Here is a 15,447-nt window from a genome sequence, read left to right as displayed (position 1 = left end):
AAGATTCATTTTTTGTCATTGATGATTTTGACATCATTACATTCCCCGAGAATGATAAACTGTTTACTGATTATTACTTTTGAAGGGGACTGGCCCTCTAGAACTGAGCATCTATCATACTAATATGAGATGCAAATGATTCAACATGTAAACATATACGCATAAAAGCCAGCTTTGTCAATCTGCTATAGAGACCTTTTTAAACGTGTATCAGCAGATAATCTCAACGCGGACTATAAAGTTTCGAAATATTCTTGTTAATGGCTTATCTAATAAGGACAAAGGATGATATACGTGAGAAGAATAGATAAAATATACCATCAGCTCATGCATAATTTTCATGATTCAACCTTAGATCATCTTTTAAAAATACAGGGGAATTCAGCAAAGGAGATTGCCGAGCAGCTGAAAATGGAGCGGTCCAATGTCAGCTTTGAATTGAACAATCTCGTCCGGTCCAAAAAGGTCATCAAAATTAAAACATTTCCTGTAAGATACATCCCAGTCGAGATAGCAGAAAAATTATTCAACAAGAAATGGGATACAGAGATGATGGAAGTGAAAGACCTTCAGGCGTTTTCCGGAAATTCAAAGCAAAATCATCAACACATTTCCACGAATCCCCTAGAGCTTATGATAGGGGCAAAAGGGAGTTTGAAGAAAGCGATCTCCCAGGCAAAAGCAGCTGTCTTTTATCCGCCGAACGGTCTGCATATGCTCCTCCTAGGGCCGACTGGTTCCGGTAAATCCCTTTTTGCGAACCGAATTTACCAGTTTGCCATTTACTCTGACATATTGAAGGCCGGCGCACCATTTATTACATTTAACTGTGCAGACTACTACAACAACCCTCAATTATTGCTTTCTCAATTATTCGGACACAAAAAAGGTTCATTTACAGGTGCTGCCGAGGATAAGGCGGGTTTAGTCGAACAGGCCAATGGGGGCATTCTTTTTATGGATGAAATCCACCGTCTCCCTCCCGAGGGACAAGAAATGCTGTTTTATTTTATTGACAGCGGTTCTTATAACAGGCTTGGAGAATCTGAACATAAACGAACATCGAACGTATTGTTTATTTGTGCGACTACAGAAAATCCGAGTTCTGCACTATTGAAAACGTTTTTGCGAAGAATCCCAATGACCATTCATATTCCTTCGCTTGAAGAACGATCGCTTAAAGAAAGAGTGGATCTGACGACGTTTTTATTAGGGAAAGAAGCAGAGCGAATTAAGAAGAATCTGAGTGTGCATATCGATGTCTATAATGCGCTTATTCACTCTGCGAAATTTGGAAATGTCGGACAGCTGAAATCAAATGTCCAGTTAGTTTGCGCACACGGATTTTTGCATAACCTTGACAGAAATGAAGTTATTGAACTGACTGTTCGCGATCTGCCTGATGAAATCAAGCAAGAATGGATGTCCAGCAGCAAAAACATGCAAAGAAGCAAAGCCATTTCTGAATATGTCAATATTACAACGATTATCTCTCCGATTGTAGAAGATGAAACAACAAAAATTGACGAAGACCTCTCATTTAACTTATATCATTTGATTGAGGAAAAAGTGAAAACGCTTATGAAAGAAGGTTTATCCAAAAAGGATATTAACCAATACATCTTGACTGATGTCCATTTGCATGTCAGAAGTTTTTTTCATCATCAAGCTTTTCAAAAAGACAGCCTGCTGACATTCGTTGAAGATGACGTGATTCAAATGACAAAACAGTTAAAAGAAATAGCTGAACATGAGCTGGATTGCACATTTGACCGTAAGTTTATTTATTTCTTGAGTATGCATATTGACGCATTTTTAAAGCGAGGAAAGCAAATTGATGTTTTGAATACACAGGAGACGGATGAAATTCGTGATACCCATGTGAAAGAATATCGGGTGGCGATGATTTTTAAAGATAAAATTCAGGAATATTTTAAAGTGGCTATTCCTGAAATAGAAGTCATCTACTTAACGATGTTAATCCATTCCATCAAATCGTTAAAGGAGAACAAAAGAGTCGGTATCATCGTGGCTGCGCATGGAAACAGCACGGCGAGTTCGATGGTTGAAGTCGCGACAGAACTGCTAGGGAGCACGCCGATTGCAGCAGTCGATATGCCGCTTTCTGTTTCACCTTCGGACATTCTTGAATGCGTAGCAGAAAAAATGAAACAGGTTGATGAAGGTGAAGGTGTTTTAATGCTGGTAGACATGGGGTCGCTTGCAATGCTGGAAAGCAGGCTGGAGGAAAAGACAGGAATTTCCATTAAAACGATCAGCAATGTTACGACTTCAATGGTGCTGGATGCTGTCAGAAAGGTCAACTATTTGAATTTAAATTTGCATGCGATCTATCAATCGGTCACGAAGGATTTTATCGAGTTGTGGGAGCGTCAGCCAGCGGCACCCGGCAAAAAGAAGGCATTGGTATCCATCTGCACCACGGGCAGCGGGACGGCGAAAAAGCTGGAAGACATTCTAACCACGATCGTAAACAAGGCCTCCGATACCCCGATTCACATATTGACCGTATCATCGATTAAGCTGGCAAACAGCATAAAAGAAATCGAAAAAGAGTATGAAATCCTTGCGACAGTCGGAACGAAAGACCCTAAAATCAATGCTCCGCATGTATCTTTAGAAGTGTTAATTGAAGGGGAGGGAGAGAAGCTGATTCAACAGGCGATTACAAAAGGAAGCATCTCCTTGAGCAATGGATTGAACGAAGCAAATATTATTGTCAGGGAGCTTTGCGAGGATAGCCTGAAAAAATACCTTGTCTTCTTGAATCCCCACCATGTGATCGAAATGTTATTGGAGTGGCTGCAAACCGTTCAAGATGAGCTGGGGGTCATTTTCAATAATGCTGTTTTGATCAAAGTCATTATGCACACGGCTTTCGCCTTTGAAAGGGTAATTAAGCAGAATCCGATCGCTTTCTCAGAGGAAGAAGAGATCAATGATCAGCTGAAGGAAATGGTGTACGTGACAGAGCGAACATTAGCCCCTTATGAAGAAAAGCTCGGACTTCGCATAAGTGATGATGAAAAATTATTTATAGCCGCCATATTTGCTGAAGAAGTGCATGGCTAGCTGTTTTAAAAACAGTTTTTTCATATGAACCTGTATTAAATGGAACATCATTTTAATACAGGTTTATTTTTTTCGTTTTAAGTGTTTCAACAACAAATTGCTATTGGCTGAAATAACAATGAAAACGCTTAACACAACTGTGTTGGCACGATCCTTGCATTATATATGGATGTACAAAACAGGAAAGGAGCAATAGATATGATTTCAGTTATTATCAGCGGTCATGGAGATTTTCCCATAGCATTAAAAGAGTCTTCAGGGATGATATTCGGTGAAGAAAATAACCTGATTGCAGTGCCGTTTTTTAAAGGGGAAGGAATACAAACGCTGCAAGAAAAATATCATCAGGCGCTTAAGGATATCCCGGAAGAACATGAAGTGCTTTTTTTAGTCGATATTTTTGGAGGGACGCCATATAACGCGGCAGCTTCCTTTATTGCTGAGGATCAAAGAATGGATATGGCAGCCGGCGTAAACCTGCCGATTCTGCTGGAGGTATTAAGCCTGAGAGAACATCTGGCTCTCAAAGATTTGCTGAACAACTTAAAAGCAATGAGTCAGCAAAGCTTTCAAGTGTGCAGTGAACATTTAGAAAAAGTAAAAACAGCAAATCAAGATACAAGAGAGGATGAATTATGATGAACATTGTGTTAGCAAGAATTGATGACCGCTTTATTCACGGCCAAATCCTGACAAGGTGGATAAAAGTCCATGCAGCCGACCGAATCATCGTTGTCTCCGACGATATTGCTCAGGACGAAATGAGAAAAACGCTGATCCTTTCTGTTGCGCCTTCAAATGTAAAGGCGAGTGCCGTCTCGGTTTCTAAAATGGCAAAAGCATTTCATAGTCCGCGCTACGAAGGGGTAACGGCAATGCTCTTGTTTGAAAATCCGTCTGATATTGTATCTCTTATAGAAGCAGGTGTACCGATCAAAACCGTAAACGTCGGGGGAATGCGTTTTGAAAATCATCGCAGGCAAATCACAAAATCAGTCAGTGTCACAGAACAAGATATAAAGGCATTTGAAACATTAAGTGACAAGGGCGTGAAACTGGAATTGAGGCAGCTGCCTTCAGATGCCAGTGAGGATTTTGTACAGATTTTACGGAACGTAGCAAAATAATCAAGGGGATGAGAATATGTCTTCATTACAAATTATTTTGTTGTTAATCATTGCAGCAATCACCGGAATCGCAAGTGTATTGGATGAAGGGCAGACACACCGGCCGCTTGTGGCCTGTACGTTGGTTGGCTTGGTGCTCGGGGACTTAAAAACGGGAATTATTCTTGGAGGCACACTGGAGCTGATGGCGCTCGGCTGGATGAACGTCGGGCTTGCCATGGCACCTGATACAGCGATCGCCTCTGTCATCTCAACCATTTTAGTTATTACCGCTGATCAAGGAATTGGCGAAGGGATTGCTGTCGCTGTTGCTTTAGCAGCTGCGGGTCAGGCGCTGACGATTTTTGTTCGGACGATCACTGTCTTTTTCATCCACCGCGCTGATCAATATGCAAAAGCGGGAAATATAAAAGGAATTGAAATTATGCATATTACCGCGATGGTGTTTCAAGCTTTGCGCGTCATGATTCCTACATTGATTGTTGCTTTAATTAGTGTCAGCGCTGTTCAGGCGTTCCTGGGAAATATTCCTGATGTCATTACAAAAGGACTGCAAATAGGCGGAGGCATTATTGTGGTAGTCGGGTATGCCATGGTGATCAATATGATGAATATTCCTTATTTAAAGCCATTTTTCTATATTGGTTTCTTATTAGCGGCGTTTACCGATTTTAACTTAGTGGGATTTGGAGCCCTGGGTCTCTGTCTGGCGCTTTTATACCAGCAGGTGATGCAAAAACAAAGCGCTCACGGAGCAGTCGCGGCCGCATCAGACAGTGGCAGTGTTGCTGTTTATGATGACGATGATGATCTTGATGCCTAAACGATGAGGGGGAAGAAAAAATGGAGAAAGAAAAACGATTAACGAAGAAAGAAATTTTCAGCATGTTTATTCGTTCAAATTTTTTACTCGGTTCCTTTAACTTCGAACGTGTGCAGGCAATGGGATATTGTTATGTCATGATACCGGCGATCAAAAAATTGTACGGTCCCGGAGCGAAAAGAAACGAAGCCTTACAGCGGCATTTGGAATGGTTTAATACACATCCGTGGCTGACAGCGCCTATATTTGGCGTGACGGCAGCCATGGAAGAAGAAATGGCGAACAATAAAGGAATTGACGGAAAAGCGATAAGCGGAATGAAAATTGGTTTGATGGGACCAATAGCGGGCGTAGGCGACCCAATTTTCTGGGGAACGATTCGTCCTGTCTTAGCTGCGCTAGGAGCCTCCCTTGCTTTAGGAGGAAACATTGCCGGCCCTTTGCTATTCTTTTTCTTGCTGAATGCCATAAGATTAAGCACAAAATATTATGGATTAAAGTATGGCTATGTGAAAGGAATGGAGATTCTTCAGGATTTAGCGGGGAATCGCATTCAAAAGCTTACAGAGGGCGCTTCGATTCTCGGATTATTTGTTATGGGGGCTCTCGTGTCCAAATGGACCACCATCAACATTCCAATCGTTGTATCCAGGATTAAGGATGAAAGCGGAAAAGTAGATGTTCAAACGGTACAAAACGTGTTAGACAGCATTATGCCGGGTGCGCTGCCTCTCGGATTAACGTTATTGGTGGCATGGATGCTTCGCAAAGGGGTGAATCCTCTTCTCATTATTTGCGGCATCTTTGTCATCGGGATTCTCGGGTATTGGGCTGGATTCTTAGCATAAGGTGTGTGAAGGAAAAAGAGAGAAACTGCAGCAGTCTTTTCATATATAAATCATTCGGATAACAGCGAAACAGAGGAGAATTGCCAGAAACGGACCAGCTTGCTTAGCAGTCTCTCTTGAAAGTGTTCAAACATGAAGAGAGGAGCGAAGGAACAAATGAAAAAGAGACTTATTCAAGTCATGATCATGTTCACCCTGCTGTTGACTATGGCATTTTCGGCAGATGCAGCCGATTCAAGCTACTATGATGAGGATTACCGTCCTCAATACCACTTCACACCAGAGGCAAACTGGATGAATGACCCAAACGGAATGGTATATTATGCCGGGGAATATCACTTGTTCTATCAATACCATCCATACGGGCTTCAGTGGGGGCCCATGCATTGGGGGCATGCCGTCAGCAAAGATTTGGTTACATGGGAACACCTTCCTGTTGCGCTGTATCCGGATGAAAAAGGCACGATCTTTTCTGGAAGCGCAGTTGTAGATAAAAATAACACAAGCGGTTTTCAAACAGGCAAAGAGAAGCCGCTTGTGGCCATTTATACACAGGATCGGGAAGGCCATCAAGTGCAAAGTATTGCCTATAGCAACGACAAAGGAAGAACATGGACGAAATACGCTGGCAACCCTGTCATTCCAAACCCGGGTAAAAAAGATTTTCGCGATCCAAAAGTCTTTTGGTATGAAAAAGAAAAAAAGTGGGTAATGGTGCTTGCGGCCGGTGACCGTATCCTCATTTATACATCAAAAAATCTGAAGCAGTGGACGTATGCAAGTGAATTTGGACAGGATCAAGGAAGCCACGGGGGAGTATGGGAATGCCCGGATTTATTTGAGCTTCCGGTAGACGGCAATCCGAATCAAAAGAAATGGGTCATGCAGGTCAGTGTCGGAAACGGAGCGGTCTCGGGAGGATCAGGCATGCAATATTTTGTAGGGGACTTTGATGGAACTCATTTTAAAAATGAAAACCCGCCAAACAAAGTTCTCTGGACGGATTACGGCAGAGACTTTTATGCGGCTGTATCCTGGTCTGATATTCCATCCACAGACAGCCGCCGGCTATGGTTAGGGTGGATGAGCAATTGGCAATATGCGAATGATGTTCCGACATCCCCATGGAGAAGTGCAACGTCCATTCCAAGAGAGTTAAAATTGAAAGCGTTTACCGAAGGGGTTAGAGTGGTCCAAACACCGGTGAAAGAGCTGGAAACCATTCGCGGAACCTCTAAGAAGTGGAAGAATCTGACCATATCGCCTGCAAGTCATAATGTGTTAGCGGGGCAATCTGGAGATGCCTATGAAATAAATGCAGAATTTAAAGTAAGCTCTGGTTCAGCTGCTGAATTTGGTTTTAAGGTCCGAACAGGTGAAAATCAATTTACGAAGGTCGGTTATGACCGAAGGAACGCCAAATTGTTCGTTGACCGGAGCGAGTCGGGCAACAATACCTTTAATCCGGCCTTTAACACCGGAAAAGAAACAGCCCCATTGAAGCCGGTAAATGGGAAGGTTAAGATGCGCATTTTTGTTGACCGCTCCTCGGTTGAAGTATTTGGGAATGACGGAAAGCAGGTCATAACGGATATTATTCTCCCAGACCGATCAAGCAAAGGGCTTGAATTATATGCTGCAAAGGGCGGTGTAAAGGTAAAATCTTTAACGATACACCCTTTGAAAAAGGTATGGGGAACGTCACCTTTTATGTCCAATTTGACTGGCTGGACGACTGTAAATGGCACATGGGCAGACACAATTGAGGGGAAACAAGGGAGGTCGGACGGCGATTCCTTTATCTTGTCTTCAGCATCCGGGTCAGACTTCACTTATGAATCTGATATCACCATTAAGGATGGAAACGGAAGAGGGGCAGGAGCACTTATGTTTCGCTCTGACAAAGATGCCAAAAACGGTTACCTTGCCAATGTGGATGCGAAGCATGATCTAGTGAAATTCTTTAAATTTGAGAACGGTGCTGCTTCTGTCATTGCTGAATACAAAACACCGATAGACGTTAATAAAAAGTATCATCTGAAAACAGAGGCCGAGGGCGATCGCTTTAAAATCTATTTAAATGATCGTCTTGTGATTGATGCAAATGATTCCGCATTTTCAGAAGGCCAATTTGGCTTGAATGTGTGGGACGCGACTGCTGTCTTTCAGAATGTAAAGAAGGAGTCTTAATTTTAAAAAAGGCACAGACCCGAACAGTCTGTGCCTTCTCGTTTTATTTTAACAAGTTTAAAGATTCGCGGTTAAATGCTTCCAAATCATCAGGTGTTCTGCTTGTGACAATGTTGTGGCTGACGACTACTTCTGCATCTTTGTAGTTTGCACCGGCATTGATTAAATCTTTGCGGATGCTGCGGTAGCCTGTGATATCTTTGCCTTTTAGAAGATCCGTATCAATCAGTACTTGCGGGCCGTGGCAAATTGCGAAAACAGGTTTTTTGTTTTCGACAAATGCTTTTGCGAATTCACCCGGACGGTCATCTGCACGAAGCAAATCCGGAGAGAATCCCCCAGGAATTAAAAGTGCATCAAAGTCACTTGCATCGACATCAGAGATGGCTTTGTCAATCTTTACTTTCTCGCCATGCTTACCGGTAACTTCTTTGCCGGCTTCCAAATCGATAGCCACAACACTGTAGCCAGCTTCTTCGTATGCTTTTACCGGACTTGTATATTCGATGTCTTCGAATTGGTCTGTAACAAGAACTGCAATTTTTTTGCTCATAAAAACCCTCCTAATAACTCTCTATTCATAGAATAACAGGAAGATTGACCGGCCTTCAAAATATTTGCTTAACGAGATCGTTTTTCGTGTGTTTCAATAAAAGCGGGTCAGCCATATAAGGACTAACCTATTACAATGTGGAAATATCAATCACAAATCGATAACGGACATCGCTTCGAAGGATACGTTCGTATGCTTCGTCCACTTGGTCAGCTCCGATGACTTCGATTTTAGGTTCGATGCCATGCTCAGCTGCGAAATCCAGCATCTCTTGAGTTTCTTGAATTCCGCCGACTAGAGAACCTGCAATGCTGCGGCGCCCCATGATTAGGGAAAACACACTGTATGTGTCCGGCTTGGCAGGAGCTCCAACGTTTACAAGTGTCCCGTCTATACGAAGCATTGATAAATAGGCATCTACATCGAGATTTGCCGATACCGTATTTAAGATCACGTCAAAACGCCCGGCCAATGCAGTGAATGTAGCTGGGTCACTTGTTGCAAAGTAATGATTTGCACCGAGTTCCAGAGCTTCCTCTTTCTTATTCATGGAACGGCTCAGAACGGTTACCTCTGCACCCATCGCATGTGCAAATTGAATCGCCAAATGTCCAAGGCCACCCACGCCTACAATCGCAACTTTTTTACCAGGGCCAACATTCCAGTGTTTCAGCGGGGAATACGTGGTGATACCTGCACACAACAGCGGACTGGCAACATCCATTTCCAAACGATCTGGTATGCGAACAACAAATCTGTCAGTGACAACGATTTTTTGGCTGTACCCGCCATAAGTGGGGTTTCCGTCGTAGTCTACTGAGTTATACGTTTGAACAACACCCTTCGTGCAGAATTGTTCCTCTCCGTTGAGACAGTATTCGCATTCTCCGCAAGAGTCAACAAAACAGCCGACACCAACGCGGTCTCCGACAGCAAACTTGGTGACTTCTGCTCCAACGGCTGTTACGACACCGGCTATTTCATGTCCAGGCACCATTGGGAAGATGCCACCGCCCCATTCATCAAAAGCACTATGAATGTCTGAATGGCAAATACCGCTGAATTTAATATCGATTAAGACATCGTGCGGCCGTAATCCTCTTCGCTCAATCGTCGTTTGTTCAAATTTGGCTTTTGCATGTGACACGCTTAATACACGGGTTTGATGTTGATTACACATACGAACCTATCCTTTCTTCATCATAAGTGTTGTAAATAAAAACATGCACTTATTTATGTTTTATGGTGTCTTCAACATAACGATAAACCTTAAAGTCTGCTTTAAGGCAAGGGTTTTTTAAAAAAACCATTTAAAATGAACCTGATTTATAAGCTGAGAAACAGTCAGTAATTAACGCAGAAACTGTAATCATGCTGCGATCTCGGGTGGAAAATTCTTCCTCTCTTGCCCAAATGTCACCGAATAGGACATCATCATGAAGTTCAGCAAACTTTGGCTTGTTCTCTTCCGGCAGTTTGTTTATTTGCCATTCAGCAATCCCTCCATCTACACTGTTTTTATTGCATGGTGAAGTATAAAGCTTAAAGTGTGCTTTAAGGCAAGTCCCGAATATATAAACCCAGATTCAGCAGCTAACCACTTGTCTTGAGCTTGACTTAAAGTTAACTTTAAGTGTTACCTTCACAACATGCAGGATAGAGAGGTGAAGATCATGAATATTGCTCAGGTGGCAAAGCAGTTTGGCCTGACAGCCGCAACACTCAGATATTACGAACGTGTAGGATTAATCCCGCCTGTAAAACGAAAAGACAGCGGCATTCGCGACTATGATGAAGAAGATATCAAATGGATTGAATTCATTAAATGCATGCGAAATGCGGGACTATCGATAGAAGCGCTAATTGAATATACAACATTATTTACCGAAGGTGACCGTACGGTAGAAGCTCGAAAAAATATCCTGGCTGACGAACGACAGCGGCTGATAGAGAAGCGGAAAGAAATTGATGAAACAATTAAAAGATTAGACACAAAAATTAAAGATTATGATGGGAAATTGCGCGAAAACGAGGCAAAATTCAAAAGCAGGCCTAAAACGGAAAGTCTTCACGGATCAGTGGAGCAAAGAAGGTAGCATTCTTTGCGTGTGAAGAGGGCAGGTCAAAAACGAAGGATTTTGTTTCTGGCCTGTTTTCTCCATCAAGAGATCGCATAAAAAGAGGTGGTTACGATTCCTTATTTGGATTGGAGAATTTGCAAACATTATCGGAGATCAGATGGAGAAAAGCGGTTAATCTATTTACGGTCATAGGACCCGAACAAACAGTGCTCATTTTGAAGCTGAGGAACAGTTGTGGCCAATCAATACTGTTCCTCAGCAAATCAGTCATTGTATGTTAAAGGGTTGGCAATTGAATGGCTGTATCAATATTTTTTAAATTCAGCTTGACTTGTTCGTCAGGGTTCCAAGGATGGTACCAGCCTTTTTCCATCATATAGCTTGAGAGTTGTTCGTGCATATCGAGTGCTTCTTCCAAATGGCGGATAAGGACCTCTTTTACTTCAGGTGTTCCGGCTTCAGTGGCTGCCATCGCATAATTTCTGACTCCGTTCTTTGCTGAAATTAATAAGTCCATAGCAATGATTTGGTCTGTTAGAACATTCATGCCAGTCAGATATTCTATGATAGGATTCATGATTTATTCATCTCCTCATTCGTGCTTTGCATTAGATAAAATAGAGGCAAATTCCTGCAACTGGCGTGTGGTGATATCAACATCTTGCTGCATGATTTCTTTCAGCTTCGGATCAGATACCAGTGCTTTCATTGTTTTAGATTTCGTCAAACAAAGTGTCTTAAATGCAGTCATTTCCTGAACCTCAAGCACTTCGTGTAAGGCGTATTCCATTTCTGTAACCTCCGTTTTTTAAGGCTTTAACACAACTTTGATACAATCATCCATTTTTGAATCAAAAATGTCATAGCCATGCTTGGCTTCACTAAGCGGCAAGACATGGCTGACAACATCTCCCGGATCAATTTTGCCTGTCGATACTAGTTCAAACATGTACGGCATATAGTGGATCACTGGAGCCTGTCCAGAGCGTATATTGACGTTTCGCTGCATAATATCTCCTAACGGAAAACCGTTATATCTGCCTCCATACACACCTGTAATTTGTATGGTTCCTCCTTTGCGAACAGCTTGGGAAGCAATGACCAATGCACTCATCGTTCCGCCATGAAGCTTTAAGCCGCTGGCAAGGAACTCGAGATCGCTCATTTTACCATCCATCCCAACAGCGTCAATGACTACATCCGCTCCGCCTTTCGTGATTTCCTTTAAATAATTCCCTGTATTCTCATGGTCTTCAAAATTAACGATTTCTACTTTGTTTGTACGTTTCGCATGCTGTAAGCGATAGTTTACATAGTCAACTGCTATGACGCGTTTTGCACCTTTTAGCCAACAAAACTTTTGAGCAAACAGGCCGACTGGTCCGCAGCCGAGAACGATAACTGTATCGCCTTTTTTTACGCCGGCATTATCCACACTCCAAAAGCCGGTGGTCATGGCATCGGCAATCACGCTTAATTTCTCATCGGGTTCCTCACAAGATTCAGGGATTTTAAAATGGGTAAAATTCGCAAATGGCACTCTTAAATATTCAGCTTGCCCGCCTGGATAACCGCCAGTTTGCCCTGAATAGCCGAAATAAGCACCCATTTCCCCATTGTCATTAGACTGATCACATTGGCTTTCCAGTTGGTTTTTACAAAAAAAGCATTCACCGCATGCTATATTAAAGGGAATAATTACCCGATCTCCCTTTTTTAGTTTAGTCACACCAGAACCAACTTCTTCGACGATTCCCATCGGTTCATGGCCGATGACATAGTCTTCTTGCATATTAGGAATGAATCCATGGATTAAATGTAAATCTGATCCGCAAATGGCTGTACTGGTGACTTTGATAATCATGTCATCGGACTTTTCAATCTTTGGATCGGGGACATCTTTGACAACAACATTTTTAATGCCTTGATACGTTACTGCCTTCATGCTGTACAACCTCCAGTGTTAGTGTTCATCAGGTGTCCGGTCAAACATCCCTTTTCGATTTGTTTCATCAGGAAAGAGGTTCATATTGCCGACCATGATCGTGTTTTTTGCAGAGAGCTGATCCAGCTTATACTGTTCACTAAGCTCATATGGATGGAACCATTTTTTGCTGATCATCAGTTCCGTAATCTCTTGGTGCATCGCTATTCCTTGCATCAGCTGTTTCCTCAGCAGTGCTCTTACATCTGGTGAAGCGGTTTCTGTCAAAGCTACAGCAGTATTCCTTACGCCTTCCTTAGCTCGTATAAGAAAGTCCATCGCGAATGTAGTGTCTGCAAGTTCAGGTACATTCAGCGAATTAATGGGGTCTAAATGATCATTATTCAAAGAGGCTTACCTTCCTTTCTTCAATTGATGATTGGCGTTGGGCGGCTTTGAGGGACAGGGGCCTGAAATGAGGCACGCTCATAAACCGTTTGTAATTTAGTAAGGTCTTGAATGGATTGCTGCACATCTTTTTGCATCAAGTCCTTCAGTTCTTGGTCAAACACAAGTCCTTGCATTAACTTTGATTTCGCTATACAAAGTGTTTTAAAGTTCACGATTTCATGTAAGTCAACAGCCTCGTGAGCTGCCAATGTTTGATGATCCATATTGATGTAACCTCCTTTATCAACGTTACATTTCCCGAAATGAAGTTGAAGCATACAGAAAATACACTCGGTATCATTTTTTGTTTTAAGAATCGCTGTTTTTGCTCGTTAGCGTACATTTCTTATGACATGGAATAAACTGCACTTAAATCTGAAATAAAGGTGAAGTATGGAAATTTATTTATGGAAACTTGACATAGTGCTGTCAGGTTTCCTTTTGTATCATTAAATTGGATGACCAGTAAAAAGTATGGTTTTATAGGAGGCACTCGATATGAAGCTGTTACAAATTAGACTGTTGGTGAATGATTTTAAGAAAAACGTCGAGTTTTACAAAGATTCATTAGGACTTCCAATAAGTTGGTTAGAGAATGAAATGGAATATGCACTCTTTGATAATGGGGAAACGAAAATAGAGCTTTTATCTCGAGAAACGATGGCTGAAATCGTTGGAGAGGAAAAAAAATCGTTGGAAGGAGAAGCTCAATTAAAATTTTTGCTTCAGTTTAAGGTAGAAGATGTTGATAAAACATATGACGATTTACACGAAAAAGGAGTTAAATGTGTGAATAAACCGCATGATCGCAAGGAATGGAGTGCCCGAGTTGCTCACTTCAGAGATCCAGATCATAATCTGATTGAAATATATAAAATGTTATGATTTTTCGACTCGCAAAATCATAGAATATAACGTTTGATAACGTACCTAATCATTTTTATACGCCCTGGTAAAAGAAAGCAAAGTCATAATAGCTTGCGGACACTGAACTTGCAGCATTTACGCTGATTTGTTTGGTGTCCGTTTTTTGATGACTAGACAAATGATTAAGGGCCAAATGTAACGCACCATCAATATCAAGCCTGACTACCATTTATTTTGTATCCTTAATTGTCGAAAACATAGGAATAATTCCACTTTTGAAAGATCTAGTTTATGGTACATTGATAAATATATGGGAGGGGAGGGGGCATGGTATCTGAAAGTAAATCCTTAACTGGATGTAAGAAAGTCAAACGTACGGCATTTATAAGGGGAGGGTATAAGGTGAATAAGCTAAAGAGGCTAAGTATGCTAACGGTGATGATTGCATCTGTGTTCATTTTTTCTAGTCATGCACTTGCAGCTCAGTATTATACGGTTTCAACAAGCAGCGGTGCGCCTGTCAATATGCGCAGCGGCCCAGGTACAAGTTGGGGAATTGTAACGACCATTCCGAGCGGAACCCGCATCCCGATCTATTGCTACAAAACCGGTACAACTGTAACTGGAAAGTATGGAACGAGTAACATTTGGAATTACACAGAGCGAACGCTTGCCAGCGGGGAGATCGTTCCTGGATTTGTCTCTGATACATATATGTATACAGGCTCAGACGGTCCGGTTGTTCCTAAATGCAGCTGGTAGCATTGTTCTATCGTTTTCTTAAAATGAAGGAATTGAAGAAAGAGGGATGACATTGACTAAACTGAAAATGCTGAGTATGTTAACCGTTATGATTGCATCATTATTCATTTTTTCCAGTCAGGCACTTGCCGTTCAGTACTTTACTGTCTCAACAAGCAGCGGTGCGCCTGTCAATATGCGCAGCGGTCCTGGTACAAATTATCCTATTATGCTTTCCATTCCGAGCGGCTCCCGTGTTCCTTATTATTGTTACGCTTATGGAACGACTGTTACAGGGAAGTATGGAACGAGTAATATCTGGGACCAAATCCAGTGGAAAGATTCCCGGGGTGTCGTGAATATTGGATATGTGTCTGACACATATGTGTACACAGGATCAGACGGCCCTGTCGGTTACAAATGCAATTAGCTAAATACTCCGTACAATAGAATCTCTGGGCCTATCTAGGACGAACCATACCAACAACAATAGTTGGTATGGTTTTTGTTGCGATGAAGTCTTCCATACCTGCATTTGTGGTGATTTTCAAAAGAGATTCATGATGTTAGACACTGGTTGTTGTTGAGGACAAAATAACGAGCCGCTTTAGAGTTGTATCTAATGGTATAAAATACGGAATTAAGATAGGAAATAATCAATAGGAGAACGTAATGTACAAACCTATTTTTCGATGAAATCCCTAATATCACTTTGGTTAAACATCTCACATTGCGTTCTCGTTAGTAAAA

Annotated in this window: 18 protein-coding genes and 1 pseudogene; 11 read left to right on the top strand and 8 right to left on the bottom strand. The window is 41.9% G+C overall.

Going from position 1 to position 15,447, the window contains the following annotated elements; translation table 11 throughout:
* The first annotated feature begins 294 nt into the window (after positions 1-294).
* The 7 genes from levR (at position 295) to sacC (ending at position 8,081) form a co-directional block, all read left to right on the top strand.
* On the top strand, positions 295-3,093 hold the full coding sequence (gene levR, locus NSQ16_RS13660) for a transcriptional regulator LevR (protein WP_230488286.1): 2,799 nt from the start codon (positions 295-297) through the stop codon (positions 3,091-3,093).
* A gap of 198 nt (positions 3,094-3,291) precedes the next feature.
* Positions 3,292-3,732 carry a PTS fructose transporter subunit IIA gene (gene levD / locus NSQ16_RS13655; RefSeq protein ID WP_003246144.1) on the top strand — a complete coding sequence of 147 codons (441 nt, stop codon included), beginning with the start codon at positions 3,292-3,294 and terminating at the stop codon, positions 3,730-3,732.
* Positions 3,732-4,220 carry a PTS fructose transporter subunit IIB gene (gene levE, locus NSQ16_RS13650; protein ID WP_069837928.1) on the top strand — a complete coding sequence of 163 codons (489 nt, stop codon included), beginning with the start codon at positions 3,732-3,734 and terminating at the stop codon, positions 4,218-4,220. Before levD ends, levE begins: the two co-directional genes overlap by 1 nt.
* Positions 4,221-4,236: 16 nt before the next feature.
* On the top strand, positions 4,237-5,043 hold the full coding sequence (gene levF / locus NSQ16_RS13645) for a PTS fructose transporter subunit IIC (RefSeq protein WP_014477476.1): 807 nt from the start codon (positions 4,237-4,239) through the stop codon (positions 5,041-5,043).
* 20 nt (positions 5,044-5,063) lie between these two features.
* Positions 5,064-5,891, top strand: a complete 828-nt coding sequence (gene levG, locus NSQ16_RS13640) for a PTS fructose transporter subunit IID (RefSeq protein ID WP_003229834.1) — start codon at positions 5,064-5,066, stop codon at positions 5,889-5,891.
* Positions 5,892-6,007: 116 nt separating this feature from the next.
* The gene (locus NSQ16_RS13635; RefSeq protein WP_223497671.1) at positions 6,008-6,139 is read left to right on the top strand and encodes a hypothetical protein; all 132 of its coding nucleotides are present in this window, start codon (positions 6,008-6,010) and stop codon (positions 6,137-6,139) included.
* Positions 6,078-8,081: a levanase gene (sacC, locus tag NSQ16_RS13630; protein ID WP_230488346.1), complete on the top strand. Its 2,004-nt coding sequence runs from the start codon at positions 6,078-6,080 to the stop codon at positions 8,079-8,081. The genes NSQ16_RS13635 and sacC overlap by 62 nt, the downstream gene beginning before the upstream one ends.
* A gap of 43 nt (positions 8,082-8,124) precedes the next feature.
* Here sacC and yraA read toward each other — a convergent pair whose 3' ends face one another.
* From yraA to NSQ16_RS13615, 3 genes and pseudogenes are all read right to left on the bottom strand, one after another.
* Positions 8,125-8,634, bottom strand: a complete 510-nt coding sequence (gene yraA, locus NSQ16_RS13625) for a cysteine protease YraA (RefSeq protein WP_003229836.1) — start codon at positions 8,632-8,634, stop codon at positions 8,125-8,127.
* 130 nt (positions 8,635-8,764) lie between these two features.
* Positions 8,765-9,814 carry a formaldehyde dehydrogenase AdhA gene (adhA, locus tag NSQ16_RS13620; protein WP_014480388.1) on the bottom strand — a complete coding sequence of 350 codons (1,050 nt, stop codon included), beginning with the start codon at positions 9,812-9,814 and terminating at the stop codon, positions 8,765-8,767.
* Between the two features lie 130 nt (positions 9,815-9,944).
* A pseudogene (locus NSQ16_RS13615) lies at positions 9,945-10,125 on the bottom strand (carboxymuconolactone decarboxylase family protein).
* Between the two features lie 182 nt (positions 10,126-10,307).
* On the opposite strand from NSQ16_RS13615, the gene adhR reads away from it, so the two are divergent.
* On the top strand, positions 10,308-10,730 hold the full coding sequence (gene adhR / locus NSQ16_RS13610; RefSeq protein ID WP_230488285.1) for an aldehyde stress transcriptional regulator AdhR: 423 nt from the start codon (positions 10,308-10,310) through the stop codon (positions 10,728-10,730).
* A gap of 262 nt (positions 10,731-10,992) precedes the next feature.
* Here the strand turns inward: adhR and NSQ16_RS13605 are convergent, their stop codons facing one another.
* The 5 genes from NSQ16_RS13605 to NSQ16_RS13585 are packed head-to-tail and all read right to left on the bottom strand — an operon-like array spanning position 10,993 to position 13,313.
* Positions 10,993-11,292 (bottom strand): spore coat protein, encoded by a 300-nt coding sequence (locus tag NSQ16_RS13605; RefSeq protein ID WP_003246006.1) that lies wholly within the window; start codon positions 11,290-11,292, stop codon positions 10,993-10,995.
* 15 nt (positions 11,293-11,307) lie between these two features.
* Positions 11,308-11,505, bottom strand: a complete 198-nt coding sequence (locus NSQ16_RS13600; RefSeq protein ID WP_014480384.1) for a hypothetical protein — start codon at positions 11,503-11,505, stop codon at positions 11,308-11,310.
* An 18-nt stretch (positions 11,506-11,523) separates the two neighbouring features.
* Entirely contained in the window at positions 11,524-12,660 is a 1,137-nt protein-coding gene (locus NSQ16_RS13595) for a zinc-dependent alcohol dehydrogenase (protein ID WP_003229843.1), read from the bottom strand.
* An 18-nt stretch (positions 12,661-12,678) separates the two neighbouring features.
* Entirely contained in the window at positions 12,679-13,047 is a 369-nt protein-coding gene (locus NSQ16_RS13590; RefSeq protein ID WP_009967868.1) for a spore coat protein, read from the bottom strand.
* A gap of 20 nt (positions 13,048-13,067) precedes the next feature.
* Positions 13,068-13,313, bottom strand: a complete 246-nt coding sequence (locus tag NSQ16_RS13585; protein WP_038429377.1) for a hypothetical protein — start codon at positions 13,311-13,313, stop codon at positions 13,068-13,070.
* A 274-nt stretch (positions 13,314-13,587) separates the two neighbouring features.
* On the opposite strand from NSQ16_RS13585, the gene NSQ16_RS13580 reads away from it, so the two are divergent.
* From NSQ16_RS13580 to NSQ16_RS13570, 3 genes are all read left to right on the top strand, one after another.
* Positions 13,588-13,974 (top strand): VOC family protein, encoded by a 387-nt coding sequence (locus tag NSQ16_RS13580; protein ID WP_230488284.1) that lies wholly within the window; start codon positions 13,588-13,590, stop codon positions 13,972-13,974.
* Between the two features lie 384 nt (positions 13,975-14,358).
* Entirely contained in the window at positions 14,359-14,718 is a 360-nt protein-coding gene (locus NSQ16_RS13575; RefSeq protein ID WP_004399021.1) for an SH3 domain-containing protein, read from the top strand.
* 52 nt (positions 14,719-14,770) lie between these two features.
* On the top strand, positions 14,771-15,127 hold the full coding sequence (locus tag NSQ16_RS13570; protein ID WP_004398671.1) for an SH3 domain-containing protein: 357 nt from the start codon (positions 14,771-14,773) through the stop codon (positions 15,125-15,127).
* Positions 15,128-15,447: the final 320 nt, after the last annotated feature.

The sequence above is a fragment of the Bacillus sp. PS108 genome (genome assembly GCF_037963335.1).
GTDB lineage: Bacteria > Bacillota > Bacilli > Bacillales > Bacillaceae > Bacillus > Bacillus subtilis.
The sequence above is the reverse complement of the archived record's forward strand: the minus strand, read 5'-3'. Positions and strand labels throughout refer to the sequence as shown.